Genomic DNA, 17,170 nt, shown 5'->3' on the forward strand with positions numbered 1-17,170 from the left:
TCTTCGCGAGCAAGCTCGCTCCTACAGGGGGAGCAGGTGTACCTGGAGATGGCGCAACGAGGCCCCGGCGGTCACGCCAAACAGTTGCTTCATGGTGCGGGAAAAGTGCGCCGAGTCGGCAAAACCCGCGCCATGGGCGGCTTCGGTCAACGTGTGGCCGTTCAGGGCCAGGTCCAGGGCCATGCGCAAGCGTCGCCACATCACTAGGCGCCTCACCGGCACGCCGAGCTGGTTGACGAACAGACGCTCCAACTGGCTCAAGGACAGATGCGCCGCCTGTGCCAGTGACTGCGCCGAGACCTTGCCGCTCAATTGTTGATCGAGGGTGAGCAGGGCGCGTTGCACCCGCGCATCGTCAGCGCGGCGACGTGGCAGTCGCCGCAGAGTCTGTTCGAAGCTTTCAAGGCCGAAGTCGGCTGCGTCCAGGGCGTGTTGCAATACCTGGGCGTCAAACGCGCCGGGTTCCACATATGCCATCAACACGTTGCCCTGGGTCTGGACGATGGCATGGCTTTGACGGGAGGGGATGAACAGGCGACAAGCCGTGTGCAGATGCCCATCAAGGCTGACCGTGACGGGGCTATCCGAGGACAGGATAAATTGATGGGCGTAATGGGCATGGGGCGCAGTGCGCCCCGTCTCACCGAGGATCAGGCCGTAATCACGGCCCAGCCACAGTTGGCCCGACCACTCGTCTGTCACTCAGTAACCGTTGTCCTGCAGCAGATCCTGCACGCTGGAAGACGGCCAGCGCTTGTAGAACTTCAGCAGTTCGGCGGCACGGTTGGTGAAGATGCCATCGACGCCAGCGTCCATGACCTTCTTGAAGTCCACCGGTTCATCGACGGTATAGACGTGTACCAGCAGGCCTTTGTCGTGGGTCAACTGGTTCATCTCGGGTTTCACCAGGTCCGAATAGCTCTGGTCACCCAGGTCGGTCAATTGGGCCGATGGACCAGTACCGATGGCGCCGAGGCTCTTGGCTTCATCGACCCACTTCTCGAATTCGGCAGCGTCCTTGGGTTCCTGCTTGGCATAGTAGGCCGCCTTGGTCGGTTCGCCGGATTCGGCGAAGGTCACCTTGGACTTGGGCTCGATGCTGCCTTCACCCACCCACAGCAACAGGATTTTCGGGGTGTTGGGCATTTCCTTTTGTAGCTCTTTGAGGCTGGCAACCTCGAAGGTTTGCAGGATGACGCGGCCTTTGCCCTGGCCTACACCGGTGTTGCTCTTGCCCAGTTTGGAGCCGGCAGCACTCAGCCAGCCCTTGTCCTGCAGCTTGTCTTTGAGGTCGGCTTCGATGCCGGGAAACTGCTTGGGCTCTTTGGTCTCGATGTACAGGCCGGGTTTGTGCTGGGGGTTGCCTTCGGCGATCTTGATGATGTCGTCCAGGCTGAGGATTTTCAAACCGACAAAGCCCGGGCGCGCACGGTCTGGGTAGGCGGCGTTGAACCAACTGCCGGCATCGAGGGTTTGCAGCTCCTTCCAGGTGAATTCGTTGGCCGGGCTGTCCTTGCGCTCCGGGAACTTGGTGGCGACATCGGTGGTGCGTTGCAGGTTGTTGTCATGCAGGGCGAACAGCACGCCATCCTTGCTGCGTTGCAGATCCAGTTCCAGGTAGTCGGCGCCCAGGTCGCGGGCGACCTTGTAGGCTGCGGCGGTGGATTCCGGGGCATCGAAGGACGCACCCCGGTGGGCGATCACGGCGGGGTGGGGAATGCCGTCTTTCGTCGCCAGTTCAACCGGGCTGACAGGGTTTGCAGCCTGTGCGTGGCCAAGGCCCATCATCAGGGCGAGCAGCAGGGCACTCTTGGTAAACGTAGCAGGCATGTGCGAGGTCCTTTCGTGGAGGTAACTTCAAGAAGGCTCCCTTTTTAACAATTGCATGCAAATCGCGCTATCACCAAACCGACATTAACGTGCGCATGCGCTATTTTTCTGCGCTTTTGTGCCGTGCTATGCAGTACTCTTGGTCCGAGCTTCCCCGCCAGAGGGAAACCTGTATTGCCTTATTTTTCTGCCTCGCGTGTAAACCATCGTTCACTTCCCCTGTGGGATTTTTCAGTGAGGTTTAGCATGCGCATCACATCAGAACTCATCTGCCAGGCCGCCGACCAACTCAACGGCTTTGTCGGCCTGAACCGCAAGACCGGCCAGTACATCGTACGTTTCAGCGAAGACTCGTTCGGCATGGACGTCGCCGACGACGGCATCATCCCCACCAGCGAGTTTGTCTGGCAGCCCGCGGCTGACCAGGCCATGACCCTGTCCCGCGAGCACATCCAACTGTTGCTGGACCAGAACATCGACGACCGTATCAACATCACTGAGCCGCTGCGGGTGTACATGCGCCGGGTAGAGATCCCGCAGATCAGCGCGGTGCGCAGCCTGGTCAATTGATCACGGTTGATCCCTTGTAGGCGCTGCCTCTACAGGGCGCTGAAGGCATAAGCCCGCTCGACCTTGCATACCCGTGTCTGAAAGGCTGAGTACCAGGTGGCCCGGCCCTGTTCGCGCACTTCACGGTGCTCGGCGTGTTGTTTCCAGGCCAGGATGGCCGCCTCGCAGGCCCAGTAGGACACGGTAATCCCCAACCCATCCTCGCCCCGGGCCGACTCTACGCCGAGAAACCCCGGTTGCTCGCGGGCCAGTTCGAGCATGCGTTCGGCGGCCTGTGCGTAGCCTGGATCGGTGTCGGTGCGCAGGGAGGTGAAGATCACTGCGTAATAGGGCGGGGCGGGTGTCTTGGCGATCATGCCGAACACGCCTGACAGGCCATGAGCCATGCCGTGACCAGCGGCACGCTGGCTCCCTTGAGTGCCGCGCGCTCTGGCTGGAACAGGGTGGCGACAAAAAACGGATGGTCCAGCAGTTCCAAGGCCCGTACCTCGCCCGCTGAGTCATGGGCGCTGCCAATCAGATTGTCCTCCAGCAACGCCTGTTCGAAGTCGTGATTGACGCCATAGCGGCAACGATAACCCTCCTGGATTTCAAGGGTGCCATAAGCCTCGGCAATCCGTGTGAACGCCATCAGGCGTACCGGGGCGATCGTCTCGACCAAGGCGCACGCCAAGGGGGTGATCACCGCACGTGGCGCATCGGGTGCCAGTTCGCCATGTTCGGCATCGGCCCAGCCCAGCACATTGCGCGCATATTCCAGCACAGCATGTTGAAAGCCGCCGCAGGTGCCGAGGAAAGGACGCCGCTGTTCGCGGGCAAAACGGATCGCCCGCAAGGCACCGTCGATATCGCGATAGGGGCTGGCAGGTACGCACCAGAACCCGTCGAAGGGCTGCAAGGCTTGGGCGTCGATGAGGGTGTCAGTGGCCAGCCATTCAACCTGTATCGTCAGGCCCAGCTGTGCGCTGGCCTGTTGCAATGCAAGCGGGATGGCTTGGTGTGCTGTCACTTGCGGGTCGTAATCGCCAATCAGGGCGAGGTGCAGGGCAGTGGGGTTCATAGCTGGCGTCCAATGGCTTGTCGAGTCCTGGAGCGCACTATAGATTGGCGTTCACGCAATCAATATTGGCGTTACTCCACATGCTCAATGCAGCCACGCACTATCAGCTCGACTATCCCGACCTGGCACTGGTCCTTGCCCTGGTGCGTGGTGGCACCCTGGCCCGGGCGGCGGCTTTGCTGCGAGTGGATGTGTCCACGGTGTTTCGGGCTGTGCGGCGCCTGGAATCGTCACTGGGCCAGGTGCTGTTCGAAAAGAGCCGTGCCGGTTACCTGCCGACCAGCCTGGCCACGACACTCGCCCAGCAGGCGGAACGTGCCGAGCAGGCGCTGGAAGCGGCGCGGGTAGGGGTGGAGCAGGGCGGCGAGGTCATCAGCGGCACCGTGCGCCTGACCTGCACCGACTCGGTGTTGCAGGGCCTATTACTGCCGGCCCTGGCCCGGTTCATGCCGGGCTATTCGGCGCTGACTCTGGAACTGAGCACGTCCAACGACTTTGCCAACCTCAGCCGACGCGATGCCGACATTGCCCTGCGCCTGACCCGCACACCCCCGGAGCACTTGGTGGGACGGTGCTTGGGGACGGTGTCCTATCGCGTCTGCGCCAGTCCCGGCTATGCACAGCAGCACGACACTCAGGACCTGGCCACCTTGGCCTGGATCGCCCCGGATGACTTCCTGCCCGACCATCCCACCGTGGCTTGGCGTCGCCAGCACTTGCCTGGCGTCAGGCCCAGCTACCGGTGCAACAGCATGTTATCCGCGACCGAGTTGGTACGTGCCGGCCTGGGCGTGGCGGCGCTGCCGGATTTTCTGTTGGGGGAAGGCCATGGGTTGCAGCCATTGGGGCCGGCACTCGCGGGGCATGATACGGCGCTGTGGTTGCTCACACGCCCGGACTGCCGGGCACTGCGATCAGTGGTGACGTTGTTCGATGAACTGGGCCGGCACTTGCGCCAGCCCTCGTAGACGCCGGCAAGCCGGTCTCTACAACCCGGCCCGTTCATTGGCAAACATTCTCACCGCGCGTACGGCATCGCTGGTGCCTTCGCGAATTTGCAGGATCACCGTGCCGGCCTGATTGGCCAGTTCTACGCCTTGGGCGGCGCGGTCGCGGGTGTTGTCCATGCTGTCGATAGCCTGGCGGGTTTCGCTCTGGATCATCTCGATCATGCTCGAAATCTGTGCCGTGGAGCCGCTGGTGCGTGCGGCCAGTTGCCGGACTTCATCGGCGACCACCGCAAACCCGCGGCCCTGGTCACCTGCGCGTGCGGCTTCAATGGCTGCATTCAAGGCCAATAAGTTGGTCTGGTCGGCAATCGCGCGAATGGTGTTGACGATGGCGGTGATCTGCTGCGAACGCTCGCCCAGCTTGGCGATCAGTCGGGATGAGTGTTCAACGTCGGCGGCTATGTCATGGATGCCGCTGGCGGTTTGCTCAATGACCTCGGCGCCTTTTTCGGCGATATCCCGGGTTTGCAGGGAAATGTGATACGCCTGGGTTGCACTCTGGGCATCTTCGGCGTGCTTTTGCACCATGGCCGTGACGTCGGACGCGAACTTCACAATCTTGCACAAGCGGCCGCTGGCGTCGTACACCGGGTTGTAGTTGGCTTCCAGCCACAGCGTCTGGCCGCTGCGGGTGAGGCGCTCGAACTGGCCGCTGAACAACTGACCCTGGTTCAGCCGGTGCCAGAACTCACTGTACTCACTGCTGTTGGCAAGTTCCGGTTTGCAGAACAGGCGATGATGCTTGCCCTGCAGCTCTGCCAGGCTATAGCCCATGCGCTGGAGGAAGTTCTGGTTGGCGGTAATGATGCTGCCGTCGAGGTTGAATTCGATCACGGCCATGGCTCGGTCAATCGCCTCAAGCTTGGCGTTGGTTTCGCTTTCGGCCTGCATTCTGGCGCTCACGTCCAAGGCGTACTTGACTACTTTCATCACGCGGCCGGATGGGTCGCACACCGGGTTGTAGCTGGCTTCCAGCCACACCGAATGACCATCGGCGGTCACGCGCTCGAAGGTCCCGGACTGGAATCGGCCGTTAGCCAATTGCGTCCATAACTGGCTGTACTCGGCGCTACGGGCAAACGCGCTGGGGCAGAACAGGCGATGGGATTGCCCCACCACCTGATCTTCGCGGTAGCCCATGGTCTGCAGAAAGTTGGTATTGGCACGCAGGACGTTGCCTTGCAGGTCGAATTCAATGACCGCCATCGAGCGTTCAATTGCATCGAGCAGGCTGGCTTGTTGGCTGACAGTGTCTTGCAGGGCAGTAATGGTTTTTTTATGGGCGCTAAATAGCATGGTCGCGGACTCGGGCAAGCAAAGTGCGAGGCGTTATCCCTGGGTGCGCTTGTACGCCGTGAGGCTTCATGGCCCACGGTAGACTTGCTCATTGCCGGCTTCCTTTATACCGACAGGCGGTGGAACTGAGAGCTGAGAGTCATGGGCGGTGACGGAAGTTCGCGCAAAAAACGGCGAAACTCACAGGATCCGATAAATGGTGGCATTTTGATTTTTGTCGGCGCTGGCCGATCTGCAACGGGCGCCAAGCTGGCTTCTACAAGATGGACGAAGACACGGCCTGGATAATTAGCCCATTCAAGCGGAACGTGCGATCCGCGATTCGGCGACCGTCACGCGATTGCGCCCGGTCCCCTTGGCGGCATACAGCGCCTGGTCCGCAGCATTGAGCCACATATGCGCCTGGGTGAAGTGCACCTGGTAGGCCGCCAGACCAATGCTCAGGCTGACCCGCAGCTCAGGAACCTGTGGGTCGCGGTAACGGCTGAACATTTCCCGCAGGCGCTCCATCACATAGCTGGCCTGTTCCAGCGGCACGTCCGGGAGGATCACACAGAATTCGTCGCCGCCGTAGCGGCCAGCCAAGTCATTTTCCCGCACGTTGCGCAGCAATTCCTTGCTCAGTTGCCGCAAGACCCGATCGCCGACGATATGGCCATAAGCATCGTTGATCTGCTTGAAGTGGTCGATATCGATCAGCGCGATGGTGGCCTGGGACTGTTGCTGCTGGCACGTGTGGAACTTCAGTTGCAGCAGGTCCTTCCAGGAGCCGTGATTGAGCAGGCCGGTCAGGCTGTCGGTACGGCTCAAGGCACTCAGGGCGCGCTTGTGTTCCGAGAGCTTGATAGCAAGGCGATAACTGGCCATGCCGATGGCAACGGGGTAGAGGATCAACATCGGCAGGCAGGCATACACCTGGATCAGGCCGACATTGGGGTTGAACGAAGGGCCAAACACCAGCCAGGCCAGTGCAACACCTGCCAGTTGTGCGAGCAGGCCCTGGATCATCAGCTGTTTGCCGCCCGCCGCGACGTTGTGCATGGTCATCATCGCGAGGATGGTGACTGCGGTCAGCGGCGTGAATTGCGTGGCTGCGGCCCAGAACCCACCGGACAGGGAGTCATAGAGCAGGTTGCGGCGCTCGGCCTGGTAGGGGAACGCTGCATGGCTCGACAGCTGGTACGCCAGGTGCGGCCAGATAAAGGCGTTGAACAGCCACAAGCCCCAGATCCAGCCTGGCATCGCCAGCGGATACAGGGCTGCGAACACGCACAGGCTGCCAATACCCAACCCGATCATGCGCGGCCGATAAATGCGCCGGGCAAACGACAGCCCTTTGCCTCGAAGGTTTTCCATAGATCCCTGCGTCAGGTTCTTCTTTTTTTAGGTGGCGAAGGCGTACCTTATCCAAAGGCCATTTACGCCAGATGACAGGCGATTATTGTCAGGGATTTACGCAGGAATAATCAGTGTCCTTCCAGGCCATTTGCGCGGCTATTGCCAGGGTTTAAGGCAAAAACGACCTGTCAGTGTCTTATTGACGACAGAGGGGGTTACCGCGGGGCGGCGGCAATCTCGTAGCCGGCCAGGAACAGATCCATTGCCGACTCGATCACGTTGGCCTGGGTGGGCGCGTCGAGGGTGGGCTGGCCCAGGGTGATTTGTGGCCAGAAAGCGAATGCCTTGAGCAGGCTTTGCACCTGGTGGGCGGCAAAGCATGGGTCGACGGGTTTGAGTCGTCCGTCTTCCTGCGCTGCGCGCACCCATAAGGTAAAACCCTCTTCGCGCTCGCTCAGGCGATTGACGATGTCCTGGGCGCGCTCCGGGGAGTGGATGGTCGCGGCAATCGCGACTCGGGCCAGGTCGAGAAAGTTGGCGTCCGACATCATTTTCATCTTCGCTTGCAGCAACACGCGCAACTGATCGCGCAGGGGATGTTCGCGGCTGTAGCTGACATCCAGTTGCGCCACGCTGCTGGCCCACAACTGATGCAGGATTTCGGTGAACAACTCCTCTTTGCTGGGAAAGTGGTTGTACACCGTACGCTTGGAGACGCCAGCGGTGGCGGCGATCTTGTCCATGCTGGTGACCTCGAAACCGTTGTCGCGAAACTCGCTGATGGCTGCTGCCACGATGGCTTCGCGTTTGCGGTCGGTGAGGCGTTGAGGTGCAGTCATGGGGGCTTTTCGGCTCTGGGAAGAAAATTACACTCGGTAGTTTACTTGGTCCGGGTTTTGTTGCAATCTTGAAACTACACTGTGCAGTGTAGTTGTTGATCTGCATCAGCAGAACGTACCGGAGTCACTTTGTAATGGCCACGATCTCTACCCGTCTCGACACCTCATCTCCCGCACTCAAGTCGTCCGAGCAGCAGCAAGGTCACTTCAGTAACCATGCCGCGGTCAACCGCGCAGGCTTTGGCAAAACCCTGCAGATTTTCTGGAAGATGCTTTTTCACAAGCCTCGCAGTACCCGGCCCGTGGGTGAAATTCCGGTGCAGCGCCTGACGCGTGAACAACTGCTGAGTGCTCCGGATCACAGCGTCTATCGCCTTGGGCATTCCACCGTCCTGCTGAAAATGCGCGGCAAGTTCTGGCTGACCGATCCGGTATTTGCCGAGCGTGCTTCGCCTTTCAACTGGGCCGGTCCCAAGCGCTTCCACCAGCCGCCCATCAGCCTTGAAGAACTGCCGCCGATCGAGGCGGTGATCCTGTCGCACAACCATTACGATCACCTGGACCGCCAGGCCGTGGTGCAATTGGCTGGCAAGACCCGCTATTTCTTGGCGCCACTGGGTGTCGGTGACACCTTGATCAAATGGGGTGTCGCGCCAGACAAGGTGCGGCAGTTGGATTGGTGGCAGAGCACGGAAGTGGACGGTATCCGTTTTGTCGCGACTCCTGCCCAGCACTTTTCGGGGCGTGGACTGTTTGATGGCAACCAGACGCTGTGGGCGTCGTGGGTGATGATCGATGATGCCCGGCGCATCTTTTTCAGTGGCGACACCGGTTATTTCGAGGGTTTCAAGCGTATTGGCGAGCAGTACGGGCCATTTGACCTGACCTTGATGGAAACCGGCGCCTACAACGTCGACTGGCCACATGTGCACATGCAGTCCGAACAAACCTTGCAGGCCCATATCGACCTGAAGGGGCGCTGGTTGCTGCCGATCCACAACGGCACCTTTGACCTGGCATTCCATGCCTGGCATGAACCGTTTGACCGCATCATGGCCTTGGCCTGGGAGCGCAATGTGTCGATTACCACACCCGCCATGGGCCAGGCTTTCATGCTGGGTGCACCTGAGCGCGGGCATGCCTGGTGGCTGGATGTCGAGGCTCAGGCGGCAGAACCGCTAGTGAACTGAAGGGGCAGCAACGTCTGGTCTGCAAAAAGGACTTTCAAGGTGTTTCTGCCCAGAGAGACGACCGGAAAAGGGTGCGATGATCCCGGAAAGCCATTTTCTGGGAGTGGGGACTTATGGAGGACAAATGTAGGAAGACCTTGCGGCCATGTGTACCCTGTCCTGTCGGGGTGCATTCAGTATTCCATGGCTTTGATCACAGTGTTTGTAAGCCGAGCGCACCGTCGGGGTTGGCGAATACCGTGGGCATTTCTCGGGGCTGCATTGAGTTCCAGTCTTCGGCGGCTCCTGTGGGTGTGGCGACTACGCTCACTACCGTCCAGGGCCCCAGGTTCGATATCCCTGGCCCGATGATGAAGACCGTACGTGATCCGTCGCTATCGCTTATTGCCTTGAGTGGCCTCGACCCCGCCGGCCAGGTCCTGATGGAAGTCCCACCCATCATGGATAACCGTTCCGCAAAATCTGCTCCTGTCCTGGCCACTTGGCGTATCGGTTTTGCTGACGAATACCTGCGTAACGGTGTGCGTGAAACGGTGGAGCATTCCAGCGGATTTCTCCAGGCCCTGGAGGTGCTAAAGGTTGCCGGCGCTGAAGTGCTGCCAGTGATGGCGCAGTTACCCGATGCCGCTGCGTATTTCACCCAGGCGTCCAGCAACGAGATCGATGAGCGGGTGAGTGAGCATCGCCTCGACGCGTTGGTGTCCGATGGGCAAAGCCCAGCCTTCCACGGCTTCTGCAAAACCGGATATCCAGGTGTATGCCAGATATTCAACGATGCTACCGATGGCAGCCATGTCGTGCTTTGGTTCTATGGCGCACGTTGGGCACGGGACTCACTGTCGGCACTGGTCCGGGCCTATCAGCAGGCCATGCAGGCCGCATACGGTAACGTGCCTGCGAGGTGAGCCCTTTGCGCGGTCAGGCCTATGCCCCGTTGGGTTGAGGCGTGTTCGACGATGTCGAGCCCAGCATCCGTGCTATTAGGCCACGACGGCCGGGTGCGGCATCGACCTGTGCAGCGACAGAGCGGCGCCCGCTCATGCCCCATCCTGGCGCAAACCCCGGGAAAAATACCAAGCCTTCGTGTTCCAGGCGAAACGCCAAGGCAATGCGAACGGCGTCATCCACCTCCTCATGGCTTTCAAAGCGCTGTATGGCGTCCATTCCAACCCCGGCGTGCCGGGCCAGGTCTTCCCGGCTCCAGCCCAATAGCGCGCGAGCCTGGACACTGTGCCGTGGGGTGAACTGATGAAGGACGATTTGCTGATCTACGGTGGTGCTCACTGCCAGAGAGGACATGGGCTTTCTCCAGGATGCCAACGGGGGAGGGCAAACTATACTGTGTTTTTGTACAGTTGTTTTGACCGTTCATCAACTGGATCATTTCCTGGCTGGCCGGCCCGTGATTGACGGGGGCTGCGGGTCATTTCTCCTCCAGCCCCGGCGCCTCGCGGATAAGCAGGTGGTCCAGGTTCTGGATATCGGCACTGAACACGCCGAATGTCTGCTGGGGGTTTTTCTTGCTCGGTACCTGCTTCAACTCCGGCGTCACACCATAGAAGAAGCAATACAACGGGCGTTCACTGTCGACGGCGGCCTTGATCTGTTCCAGGAACGCCTTGCGCTTGCGGTAGTTCTCGATCAGTTTCTTGTTCAGGTAGACGTTGACGGAATACGGTTTTTTGTCGAGCCACACCTTCTTTTCGAAATCGATGCGAAAGCTGCTGGTGTAGTCCTTGATCGCCTTGATCCGGCCCCAGTAGATCAAGCCTTTGTTGTCCTGTAGGTATTCGATCTTCTTGAAAAACGCCCAATAAGTCGCGGTCTGTTCACCGATCTTCAACGGCATGCCCTTGAGCTTGTCTTTGTCATCGATGTTGGACACGTAGCATTCCACCGGGTGGGCAAAGACACTGGTCTTGTCCGGTGTGGTTTCGCTGGCACTGTGGGATGTATTGGATATTTTCGCAGGCGCTTTCGTCAGATCCTGTGGGATAGCGTCTGCAGAACCTCGGATGACTGCCTTGCGTTCGTACTGACGCCGAGTCAGCACAAACTCCGACGGGAAGTTCTCCTCGCGCTCATCCTCGGTGTCTCCTGCCACGGCCCTGTGACTGGCGTAGCGGCAACCGTCGATATGCCGGGTGCCGGGCAGGTTCTTGAAATGCGGGGTACGCAGGTAGTTGACGTTCTTCCCGTTGAACGTACCGAGCACATTGCCCGCCGCAAACGCCGCACGGCAATCATCGTTGGGGCAGAGGAAACTGTCCTTGTCGGAATCGAAGGCGGCGGTTTCGTCGAAATTCAGGTCGCGCACGTCATAGATCGACAGCTTTTCGTCCAGGCTCAGGCAATAGGCTGTGTCGAATTTCATCGGGGCGGGTCCGTGGGAAGGTTCGCTATTAATAGCGGGGTTGTGCGGGTAGCACAAATATCCGGTCTTCCGTCGCGGCAGCCCCCCTTAATAAACGACTTTCGGTATGTGACAGTAGACTTGATCACCAGGCTATAGAGCTTTGCAATAGAGCATGAAGCGACTATCCTTTGTTTGCTCTCCTTAAATGAGGTGATCTCATGTCTACTGGAACAGTCTTTACAAATAATCGGACGCAAAATATCCGGATTCCGGCCGAATTGCGTTTCCCTGACGGCGTGAAAACCGTCGAGGTCCGTGCCGTTGGGCGTGATTTGATCATCTCGCCGGTTGAAAACACATGGGACAGTTTTTTCCTTGCGGGCGAATCAGTATCCGATGACTTTATGGCGGAGCGAACTGAACCGGCCCAGCAAGAGAGAGAGTCGTTTGATGATTAAATACATGCTTGATACCAACATTGTGATTTACATCATCAAGCGTAGGCCTATTGAAATACTCGAGAAATTCAATGCCAATGTTGGGCGTCTGGTGATTTCCTCAATCACCTTGGCTGAGCTCATGCATGGGGCCGAAAAAAGCCAGTTTGTTGAGCGAAACACTCGAGCAGTGGAAGATTTCACCTCTCGGCTCGACATCATTCATTACGATGAAAAAGCCGCTTTTCACTACGGCTCAATTCGTTCCGACCTGGAAAAAAAGGGCACCCCCATTGGCGTCAATGACTTGCACATAGCCAGCCATGCCAGAAGCTCTGGCCTGGTACTGGTGACGAACAACGAGGGTGAGTTCAAGCGCGTAAACGGCCTGCTTGTTGAAAACTGGATTGCTGCCTAAGACGTTCGCCAGGCAAGCGTTCAACGTTGCTTGCGACTTCTACGCTTGGCCGAATGAAAATGCCGCCAATGCGCATCCTGCGCCGCCGCCAGCAACTCGCGATCCCCGCGCGTGTCACCCCAGGCCCTTAGCCGATACTCGCCCAAGTCCCCATAAATCGCTTCAAGGCGCAGCACCTTGTTCTCGCAACGGCAGTTGTTACCCGTGAGCCGCCCACTCAACACTCCATCGACCACCTCAAGCTCGGTGCCGATCAACTTGATCCCCAGCCGATCAGCAAAAGGCTGCAACACGATTGCCGGCGAGGCCGAACACAGCGTCACCTCGGCACCTGAGCCAATCTCGTCGGCCACCGACTGCAAACCGGCAGGGCGCATCAGCTTGTTCCAATAGGCCTTGCAGTACTCCTCGGCTTTCTGCTGCACCCAAGCCTTCTCCACACCGGTCATAAAGGTGCGAATCAGTTGGGCCTTGAGTTCATCGCGGCTCATCCGGCGCAACAGGAAGCGCAAGCCCGGCAGCGCCAGCTTGAGCATCCGGCGGTTGAATTCCTGCTTGCCGAAAGCAAACTTGAGGAACGGCACAAAACTGTCGTGGCGGGTCAGGGTGCCGTCGAAGTCGAAGACTGAAAGTACCTTGGCGCCCACTGGGCCGGCTTCTAGCATGTCTGGGTTCACGGGGTGGCCTCGGTCCTATCTACTATTTTCTTGGAATGCATAAGCGGTGACCGCAGGCGTCTACTCGGGTATCAATCTGTCGATTTTCGAGTAGAAGCCTGCAGTGAACTCATCCCGGTCACTCGACCGGTGACAACGCTGATGGCAATTGGGGCACAAGGCTACAGCATTGGAGATGCGATCCGAACCCTTCCGGGCCAGGTGCTTGAGGTGATGTACTTCAAGAAATGGCAAACCGTCCACTTCAAACGGCGCGTTAGAACCACAGCCTTCGCAAATACCCTTGGCCTCCTTTAATACCCAAGCGCGCACTTTGGGGTCGCGAACAAAGGTGCTGCTGGTGATGGCCACTTTCTGTGGCAGTGCAATGCCGTCTGGGACTTTGTCGAAATCTTGTCGCAGCAGTTTTGCGGTGCGGCGGACTAGCGTCTGCTCGTCGGCGGTCTGGGCTGCGTCCTCGGATTCGAACACGCCCTGCGCCGTCAATGCTTGGCGGATACGCTGCTCTACGCCGGAGCCCACATTCTTCGCGGGCTTATAACCCTCTATACGGTCCAATCCCATACGCGTGAGAACGGTGGAGATATTTTGCATGCGAAACTCAATGGAGCCCTTCGCGCGGCCCGCCACTGGCCCTTCGCGTAACATGCGGTTTTCGAGGGCTTTATTAAAAGGCCGGCCGCGCTTTTCCCACGCCAACATCTTCAAGTACGCCTCGACCGCAGCCGCTAACTCCGCATCGTCCCAGTCCGTTTTGTCTTTTGTAGTATCCATACAGCCGCCGAGGGTAGAAAACCCTCGGACGATACTGAGTAGCCATTATTGCGTCTACGAAATTTCCTACTTGTCGGCAGGATTTGGCTGTCGCCTGCGTTAGTAAAATCGTTGCTTCATTCGAAAAGGTTGGGTGAGCCTTCGCCAAAATGGAGTCTTCGCGGACGCTCTATCGGTTTTACTCACCAACAAATAAGGCATGTCCCTAAGCCGTATCCAGCCTTCATCTTGCCAATGCAGCAGACTCAGCGACATCTGCGGCCAATCCAGCATGCTCAACAATGGACGCTCCACTGTTTGTGGCTGGCGCTCATCTCGTAATGTCGGAACGACTTCGTGAGTGAGCCAACTGCGCAGTAGTCGATTACCCGGTGCGTAGTGATAAACCAGCAGCGCGTAAGCACCGGATTCGCTGATCATCAGCATTTCTTCAGGTTGACCGTGGAACAGTAGGTTTACGGTTCTGTGCTGGTCTTCATCGAGCTTGCGTGTGGTTCGCTCATCCAGATATCGACCCATTAAACGTCCAAGGTCGCGGGCGCAAAACCAGGGTTGGTTTTCCAGAAGGAGAGAATGGAGAGGAAGGTTTTGACGCGTGAAGACAGTGGGGGCGTAGGGATCATGCATGGCGCACCTCCTGGAGTGGAAGTGTTTGGGGCGCGGCGTTTAGGCAGCGGGTAGCCTTCGCGAGGAAGGTGAAAATTCTAGGCATTTCCATTACCTCTGTGTGATGTCAGCTTTCTTAGGGCTGGGTGCCGGGAGTTAAGAAACCCCACACAGAGGGCCGGACATATTCCCCTTTCGGGTCTTGTATTCGCCCACTCCCGGCATAACAGAGATTTTCGACGCCCACGGGGAAACCGTAGGCACAAAAAAGCCGCTACTGTCGGGTGCGGTCAGTCCGCTGTGTGAGGTGTTTCTTAGGCACCTGACGTAGAGGATATGGACTGCCGATGGCATGGTCAAGGTTGGTGACTACCACTTTTAAGAGCAATCGAATCGATTTAGTTTGAAAAAAGATTTAATTTGTTGTTTATGGTTTTGAATAGGTCCGTAGGTATCATTCGTCCGAAGCCAGAGTCAATCTCTCTATTTTTAATCATTTCTTTTTGTTGATCTTCGGTTGATGCAAGATATCGAAGTAGAACTTCTGCGTGTTCCTGAGCATAACTTGATCTATGTTTTGTTATATTTTGTGGGGGGAAGAAGGTGTTAAGTGTTTGAAGGTGATTGGTAGATGTGTGTATTTTGTTTATTAGTTCTGGTTGCTCCGCTTTACTAAAGCAGGCGAGCGCTATAGCTGTTTGATAATATGGTGTGTACTCAGTGATTTTTGAGGTGTTAAAAAATATCGCCAAGTAGGATACGGTTTTTTGTATGCCTCGGTAACTGGTTTTGTTGGTAATGAATAAGCTTTTGAGTGTTTCAAATACTAAATAGTTTCCGAGAGTTTCATTTTCTTGCGTTACGCTGCTTATAAGGTGTTTGAAGTAGGTTTCACTATGGCTGTTATATTCTGTCTCGATTCTGGGTAGCTCTATCCACAGATCCATGAACTTCTGAAGGTATAAATGTGAATTTATATTTTGGCCATATCTTTTTCTTATCGAGGCATGAATCTGATTTCTATTAGTGATGAAGAGGAATTTAAGGTTTTTTACACTGAATAGGTGCTTTACCTGCTCGATAAGCTCAAGGCAAAAGTCTGGTCTGCATCGATCAAGTTCATCTATAATAAATACCACAGGTTTGTTGTTGCCTAAAATCTCAATGTTCTTTTCTAATGTTTTTCTAAAGGTTTCAAGGGAGGCCTTGTCCGTTTTTGTATCGTCTAGCTTGCTTGAAAGTATTTTGTCAATCCCATCAGAGATTTCATCTTCAGCATTGTCGGAAGTGCCAAGGTTGTCCAGAAACGTATCGTCTAAAATTCCAGCTGTTGCTGTTCGTGCAACGATTCTAATTGCGCCGCGTGCCATTGCTTTAGATGCTTTTATTATTGATGTTCTGAATTCTTTTTTAGAATCGGTGGAATGGCTTTCGAAAATTTCTTGTAGCTCACTCGCGACAGCAAGAAAAGCATCCTTCTGGAAGTCGTTCTTAAATGCGTCAAAGTAAATTGTCGGGATATTTTTTTCTTTGTTTAAATGGGCTGACAACATTAATGCAAAGGTGCTTTTTCCTTCGCCCCATTGACCATCAATACCAACTATCAAGTTTTCATCTGTGCTTTCGAAAAGATTAGAAATGGCCTCGCCTAAATCTTTTCTGTCAAATATATCAACGTCCGGGGTGAAGCCAGAGATTTCTTTTCCTTCAAGGTTTGGGGTTTTGATGAGCACTGTTACATCCCTGTTTGTTGGTGTGTGTAGGGCATAAAAAACCCCGCTTTAGCGGGGTTTTAACATGAGTGTTAGAGGGTGTGGTAGCCCATTTGACCTGCCGATGTAATCAATCCCAGCTCAACGCCCCACCCGTCTGATACTCAATCACCCGCGTCTCAAAGAAGTTCTTCTCTTTCTTCAAGTCCATGATCTCGCTCATCCACGGGAACGGGTTGGTCGTGCCTGGGTATTCTTCCTTCAAGCCGATCTGCGACAGGCGACGGTTGGCGATGAATTTGAGGTAGTCCTCCATCATCGCCGCGTTCATGCCCAGCACGCCGCGCGGCATGGTGTCGCGTGCGTATTCGATCTCCAACTGGGTCCCTTGCAGGATCATTTGGGTCGCTTCTTCCTTCATCTCGGCATCCCACAAATGTGGGTTTTCGATTTTGATCTGGTTGATCACGTCGATACCGAAGTTCAGGTGCATCGACTCATCGCGCAGGATGTACTGGAACTGCTCGGCCACTCCGGTCATTTTGTTGCGACGGCCCATGGACAGGATCTGGGTGAAGCCGCAGTAGAAGAAGATGCCTTCCAGTACGCAGTAGTAGGCGACGAGGTTGCGCAGCAGTTCCTTGTCGGTGTCGACGGTGCCGGTTTCGAACTTCGGATCGGAGATCGAACGGGTGTACTTCAGGCCCCAGGCGGCTTTTTTAGCGACCGATGGGATCTCGTGGTACATGTTGAAGATCTCGCCTTCATCCATGGCCAGCGATTCGATGCAGTACTGGTAGGCGTGGGTGTGGATCGCCTCTTCGAAGGCCTGGCGCAGGATGTACTGGCGGCACTCCGGGTTGGTGATCAGGCGGTATACGGCCAGGACCAGGTTGTTGGCGACCAGGGAGTCGGCGGTGGAGAAGAAGCCCAGGTTGCGCATGACGATGCGACGTTCGTCGTCGGTCAGGCCCTCGGGGTTTTTCCACAGGGCGATGTCGGCGGTCATGTTGACCTCTTGCGGCATCCAGTGGTTGGCGCAGCCGTCGAGGTATTT

The 17,170-nt window shown here is 56.9% G+C and carries 20 protein-coding genes; 6 read left to right on the forward strand and 14 right to left on the reverse strand.

Annotation, left to right across the window (positions count from 1 at the left end; translation table 11 throughout):
- Positions 1 to 21: 21 nt before the first annotated feature.
- Both BFQ03_RS22345 and BFQ03_RS22350 read right to left on the reverse strand, forming a co-directional pair.
- On the reverse strand, positions 22 to 702 hold the full coding sequence (locus BFQ03_RS22345) for a helix-turn-helix transcriptional regulator (RefSeq protein ID WP_065944037.1): 681 nt from the start codon (positions 700 to 702) through the stop codon (positions 22 to 24).
- Positions 703 to 1,830, reverse strand: coding sequence for a glycerophosphodiester phosphodiesterase (locus tag BFQ03_RS22350; RefSeq protein WP_032862603.1), 1,128 nt, complete (start codon positions 1,828 to 1,830; stop codon positions 703 to 705). It abuts the gene before it with no gap.
- Between the two features lie 246 nt (positions 1,831 to 2,076).
- Here BFQ03_RS22350 and BFQ03_RS22355 point away from each other — a divergent pair, with 246 nt between their 5' ends.
- Positions 2,077 to 2,400 carry a DUF2025 family protein gene (locus BFQ03_RS22355; protein WP_032862604.1) on the forward strand — a complete coding sequence of 108 codons (324 nt, stop codon included), beginning with the start codon at positions 2,077 to 2,079 and terminating at the stop codon, positions 2,398 to 2,400.
- Positions 2,401 to 2,429: 29 nt separating this feature from the next.
- On the opposite strand, the gene BFQ03_RS22360 is transcribed toward BFQ03_RS22355, so the two are convergent.
- Complete coding sequence (locus tag BFQ03_RS22360) at positions 2,430 to 2,756, reverse strand: antibiotic biosynthesis monooxygenase family protein (protein WP_032862605.1); 327 nt, start codon at positions 2,754 to 2,756, stop codon at positions 2,430 to 2,432.
- Positions 2,753 to 3,460, reverse strand: a complete 708-nt coding sequence (locus BFQ03_RS22365) for a CTP synthase C-terminal region-related (seleno)protein (protein WP_065944038.1) — start codon at positions 3,458 to 3,460, stop codon at positions 2,753 to 2,755. The genes BFQ03_RS22360 and BFQ03_RS22365 overlap by 4 nt, the downstream gene beginning before the upstream one ends.
- Positions 3,461 to 3,540: 80 nt before the next feature.
- Here BFQ03_RS22365 and BFQ03_RS22370 point away from each other — a divergent pair, with 80 nt between their 5' ends.
- The gene (locus tag BFQ03_RS22370; protein ID WP_065944039.1) at positions 3,541 to 4,428 is read left to right on the forward strand and encodes a LysR family transcriptional regulator; all 888 of its coding nucleotides are present in this window, start codon (positions 3,541 to 3,543) and stop codon (positions 4,426 to 4,428) included.
- A gap of 18 nt (positions 4,429 to 4,446) precedes the next feature.
- On the opposite strand, the gene BFQ03_RS31025 is transcribed toward BFQ03_RS22370, so the two are convergent.
- The 3 genes from BFQ03_RS31025 to BFQ03_RS22385 form a co-directional block, all read right to left on the reverse strand.
- A complete protein-coding gene (locus BFQ03_RS31025) occupies positions 4,447 to 5,766 on the reverse strand; it encodes a methyl-accepting chemotaxis protein (protein ID WP_065944040.1) in 1,320 nt (439 codons plus the stop codon).
- 297 nt (positions 5,767 to 6,063) lie between these two features.
- Complete coding sequence (locus BFQ03_RS22380; RefSeq protein ID WP_065944041.1) at positions 6,064 to 7,122, reverse strand: diguanylate cyclase; 1,059 nt, start codon at positions 7,120 to 7,122, stop codon at positions 6,064 to 6,066.
- Between the two features lie 197 nt (positions 7,123 to 7,319).
- Positions 7,320 to 7,943: a TetR/AcrR family transcriptional regulator gene (locus BFQ03_RS22385; protein ID WP_032862611.1), complete on the reverse strand. Its 624-nt coding sequence runs from the start codon at positions 7,941 to 7,943 to the stop codon at positions 7,320 to 7,322.
- Between the two features lie 134 nt (positions 7,944 to 8,077).
- Here BFQ03_RS22385 and BFQ03_RS22390 point away from each other — a divergent pair, with 134 nt between their 5' ends.
- Together BFQ03_RS22390 and BFQ03_RS22395 are read left to right on the forward strand one after the other, a co-directional pair.
- The gene (locus tag BFQ03_RS22390; RefSeq protein WP_065944042.1) at positions 8,078 to 9,133 is read left to right on the forward strand and encodes an MBL fold metallo-hydrolase; all 1,056 of its coding nucleotides are present in this window, start codon (positions 8,078 to 8,080) and stop codon (positions 9,131 to 9,133) included.
- 350 nt (positions 9,134 to 9,483) lie between these two features.
- The gene (locus tag BFQ03_RS22395) at positions 9,484 to 10,038 is read left to right on the forward strand and encodes a hypothetical protein (RefSeq protein WP_065944048.1); all 555 of its coding nucleotides are present in this window, start codon (positions 9,484 to 9,486) and stop codon (positions 10,036 to 10,038) included.
- A 19-nt stretch (positions 10,039 to 10,057) separates the two neighbouring features.
- Here the strand turns inward: BFQ03_RS22395 and BFQ03_RS22400 are convergent, their stop codons facing one another.
- Both BFQ03_RS22400 and BFQ03_RS22405 read right to left on the reverse strand, forming a co-directional pair.
- The gene (locus tag BFQ03_RS22400) at positions 10,058 to 10,432 is read right to left on the reverse strand and encodes a helix-turn-helix domain-containing protein (RefSeq protein WP_032862613.1); all 375 of its coding nucleotides are present in this window, start codon (positions 10,430 to 10,432) and stop codon (positions 10,058 to 10,060) included.
- A gap of 124 nt (positions 10,433 to 10,556) precedes the next feature.
- Complete coding sequence (locus tag BFQ03_RS22405) at positions 10,557 to 11,507, reverse strand: hypothetical protein (RefSeq protein ID WP_065944043.1); 951 nt, start codon at positions 11,505 to 11,507, stop codon at positions 10,557 to 10,559.
- 200 nt (positions 11,508 to 11,707) lie between these two features.
- Here BFQ03_RS22405 and vapB point away from each other — a divergent pair, with 200 nt between their 5' ends.
- Together vapB and BFQ03_RS22415 are read left to right on the forward strand one after the other, a co-directional pair.
- Positions 11,708 to 11,947, forward strand: coding sequence for a type II toxin-antitoxin system VapB family antitoxin (gene vapB, locus BFQ03_RS22410; protein WP_032862615.1), 240 nt, complete (start codon positions 11,708 to 11,710; stop codon positions 11,945 to 11,947).
- The gene (locus tag BFQ03_RS22415; protein ID WP_032862617.1) at positions 11,940 to 12,344 is read left to right on the forward strand and encodes a type II toxin-antitoxin system tRNA(fMet)-specific endonuclease VapC; all 405 of its coding nucleotides are present in this window, start codon (positions 11,940 to 11,942) and stop codon (positions 12,342 to 12,344) included. Before vapB ends, BFQ03_RS22415 begins: the two co-directional genes overlap by 8 nt.
- A 20-nt stretch (positions 12,345 to 12,364) precedes the next feature.
- On the opposite strand, the gene BFQ03_RS22420 is transcribed toward BFQ03_RS22415, so the two are convergent.
- From BFQ03_RS22420 to BFQ03_RS22440, 5 genes are all read right to left on the reverse strand, one after another.
- Positions 12,365 to 13,009, reverse strand: coding sequence for an HAD-IB family hydrolase (locus tag BFQ03_RS22420; protein ID WP_032862618.1), 645 nt, complete (start codon positions 13,007 to 13,009; stop codon positions 12,365 to 12,367).
- A gap of 72 nt (positions 13,010 to 13,081) precedes the next feature.
- Positions 13,082 to 13,795, reverse strand: a complete 714-nt coding sequence (locus BFQ03_RS22425) for an HNH endonuclease (RefSeq protein ID WP_065944044.1) — start codon at positions 13,793 to 13,795, stop codon at positions 13,082 to 13,084.
- 99 nt (positions 13,796 to 13,894) lie between these two features.
- Positions 13,895 to 14,422, reverse strand: coding sequence for a BRO-N domain-containing protein (locus BFQ03_RS22430; RefSeq protein ID WP_065944045.1), 528 nt, complete (start codon positions 14,420 to 14,422; stop codon positions 13,895 to 13,897).
- 377 nt (positions 14,423 to 14,799) lie between these two features.
- Positions 14,800 to 16,134 (reverse strand): KAP family P-loop NTPase fold protein, encoded by a 1,335-nt coding sequence (locus BFQ03_RS22435; protein WP_065944046.1) that lies wholly within the window; start codon positions 16,132 to 16,134, stop codon positions 14,800 to 14,802.
- A 109-nt stretch (positions 16,135 to 16,243) separates the two neighbouring features.
- A partial coding sequence (locus BFQ03_RS22440; protein ID WP_065942917.1) for a ribonucleotide-diphosphate reductase subunit beta occupies positions 16,244 to 17,170 on the reverse strand: 927 nt, incomplete at its 5' end.

The organism is Pseudomonas sp. 25 R 14, from assembly GCF_900004755.1.
In the GTDB taxonomy this organism is placed as follows: Bacteria; Pseudomonadota; Gammaproteobacteria; order Pseudomonadales; family Pseudomonadaceae; genus Aquipseudomonas; species Aquipseudomonas brenneri.

Excerpts from the sequence above, each read along its gene's own strand:
- vapB (WP_032862615.1), top strand. The coding sequence starts at position 11,708 with ATGTCTACTGGAACAGTCTTTACAAATAATCGGACGCAAAATATCCGG.
- BFQ03_RS22415 (WP_032862617.1), top strand. The coding sequence starts at position 11,940 with ATGATTAAATACATGCTTGATACCAACATTGTGATTTACATCATCAAG.
- BFQ03_RS22395 (WP_065944048.1), top strand. The coding sequence starts at position 9,484 with ATGAAGACCGTACGTGATCCGTCGCTATCGCTTATTGCCTTGAGTGGC.
- BFQ03_RS22405 (WP_065944043.1), bottom strand. The coding sequence starts at position 11,507 with ATGAAATTCGACACAGCCTATTGCCTGAGCCTGGACGAAAAGCTGTCG.
- BFQ03_RS22365 (WP_065944038.1), bottom strand. The coding sequence starts at position 3,460 with ATGAACCCCACTGCCCTGCACCTCGCCCTGATTGGCGATTACGACCCG.
- BFQ03_RS22420 (WP_032862618.1), bottom strand. The coding sequence starts at position 13,009 with ATGCTAGAAGCCGGCCCAGTGGGCGCCAAGGTACTTTCAGTCTTCGAC.
- BFQ03_RS22430 (WP_065944045.1), bottom strand. The coding sequence starts at position 14,422 with ATGCATGATCCCTACGCCCCCACTGTCTTCACGCGTCAAAACCTTCCT.
- BFQ03_RS22390 (WP_065944042.1), top strand. The coding sequence starts at position 8,078 with ATGGCCACGATCTCTACCCGTCTCGACACCTCATCTCCCGCACTCAAG.
- BFQ03_RS22370 (WP_065944039.1), top strand. The coding sequence starts at position 3,541 with ATGCTCAATGCAGCCACGCACTATCAGCTCGACTATCCCGACCTGGCA.
- BFQ03_RS22400 (WP_032862613.1), bottom strand. The coding sequence starts at position 10,432 with ATGTCCTCTCTGGCAGTGAGCACCACCGTAGATCAGCAAATCGTCCTT.
- BFQ03_RS22360 (WP_032862605.1), bottom strand. The coding sequence starts at position 2,756 with ATGATCGCCAAGACACCCGCCCCGCCCTATTACGCAGTGATCTTCACC.
- BFQ03_RS22425 (WP_065944044.1), bottom strand. The coding sequence starts at position 13,795 with ATGGATACTACAAAAGACAAAACGGACTGGGACGATGCGGAGTTAGCG.
- BFQ03_RS22385 (WP_032862611.1), bottom strand. The coding sequence starts at position 7,943 with ATGACTGCACCTCAACGCCTCACCGACCGCAAACGCGAAGCCATCGTG.
- BFQ03_RS22380 (WP_065944041.1), bottom strand. The coding sequence starts at position 7,122 with ATGGAAAACCTTCGAGGCAAAGGGCTGTCGTTTGCCCGGCGCATTTAT.
- BFQ03_RS31025 (WP_065944040.1), bottom strand. The coding sequence starts at position 5,766 with ATGCTATTTAGCGCCCATAAAAAAACCATTACTGCCCTGCAAGACACT.
- BFQ03_RS22350 (WP_032862603.1), bottom strand. The coding sequence starts at position 1,830 with ATGCCTGCTACGTTTACCAAGAGTGCCCTGCTGCTCGCCCTGATGATG.
- BFQ03_RS22355 (WP_032862604.1), top strand. The coding sequence starts at position 2,077 with ATGCGCATCACATCAGAACTCATCTGCCAGGCCGCCGACCAACTCAAC.